Raw genomic sequence first — 1,415 nt, 5'->3', positions numbered from 1 at the left:
CTGACGTTCGTACACATCTTTTTAATTTAATATGTTGTAGCCAATCATAATTGATTCGAACTTCTCTAATCCCCAAACAAACGTTTTTGTTCCCGGTGGTCGACTTGGCTGATAGAACTCTTTCCAGCCACCCAAGCGAGCAATGATCCAAGAAGCATATGCCAAGCTAGCAGCATCATGTGGGTTCTGTTGTTTTACAGTACCTCCTTCTAATTTTTTATTTAGGGACTTTAGGCACCTGATTTCCTTTTCACTAAAAAGAAGATCTATTTTTTCACTTGAGCTGCCGTCTCGTGCAGCTTTTAATTGTAATACCTTTATGCTTGCTTTCATCACTAATAATATTAGTTTCCTGATTACTTTTCCTGTACTGAATTCGGTGCCCTCTATATCATAGCCATCTGTTTTTAGTAGCTTAAAGAACTCTTCGATTAACCATCTTCTCTTGTAGATATCTACTAGTTCTAGTACTTGACTGTGGCTACTTACCTCGCTTGAGGTATATAACCTCCACACTATAGGCTCTTCACCGTCCTGATTGCTTACCTCTTTGATTTCCACAACTGTCATTGGAACACCATCTGGGTTCTTTTTTTGCTTTATTCTACTTGTCTGCCTCCAAGGGATTGTAATCCTTTCGTATCGCAGTTCAAATTCTGCATCTCCTCGTTTCCTTTTCTTTGAATTTATCTTCAGCCTAGCTTCGGCAATATTCGTACTTCTTGCAAGAAGATCATTAAGAAGTATCCTCTTCCCTTGTTCATCTATTACATACCGATTATGACTTACTCGTACAACTAGTGTTGTTCTTTGATCTGGAATACGGTCTAGTAATTCTATGATATCAGCCTCTCGATCCATAACATATGTTATGTGAGCAGCCTTAGCAAGTGTTTCTTTGCTTTGATTACAGGCAGCAATCCATTTATAGCTTTCCTTTTCTTCTATGCATTGTTTTTTTCTACTCCATTTATCTCCTTTTTCTTCGCATGTAGAACTATCTATATGAACAAACTGCGTAGAGGAAATTCCTAACATCATATTTGTTTCCATGTCATAAACAATAGCTGGGTGAAGCTTAAGACCAAAATAACGTCCTTGCTTGTTAATCCCAGTTCGACTCAATCCTTCATAATCTTGGAGTCTATTGTGTTTGTTTTCTAAACTGATAGAACAAGAATCTACCAAAACCAATACTTTGCGTTCATTTACTGCACGCTCACAATCAGATTGAATTTGATCTGTAATAGACCTTTCAGTAACTTTGTCATTCCAAAGAAATCGATAAAATGACTTTAATTCCGAAGCATCAGAACTGAAATTGTGAAGGCTCGAAGATTGCGAATCAATGAGCCTTTGCTCAAAGCAGCCCTTTTTTTTCTAATCTCTTGTCACCATAGAGACTAGTAGAAGAT

Annotated in this window: 1 protein-coding gene; it reads right to left on the bottom strand. The window is 37.5% G+C overall.

Annotation, left to right across the window (positions count from 1 at the left end):
• Positions 1-21: 21 nt before the first annotated feature.
• Positions 22-1,350, bottom strand: coding sequence for an IS4 family transposase (locus L2586_RS24335; RefSeq protein WP_317218967.1), 1,329 nt, complete (start codon positions 1,348-1,350; stop codon positions 22-24).
• Positions 1,351-1,415: the final 65 nt, after the last annotated feature.

The organism is Portibacter lacus, assembly GCF_021533215.1.
GTDB classification, from domain to species: Bacteria; Bacteroidota; Bacteroidia; order Chitinophagales; family Saprospiraceae; genus Portibacter; species Portibacter lacus.
Note: the sequence above shows the minus strand (reverse complement) of the source record. Positions and strands in the feature narration are given on the sequence as shown.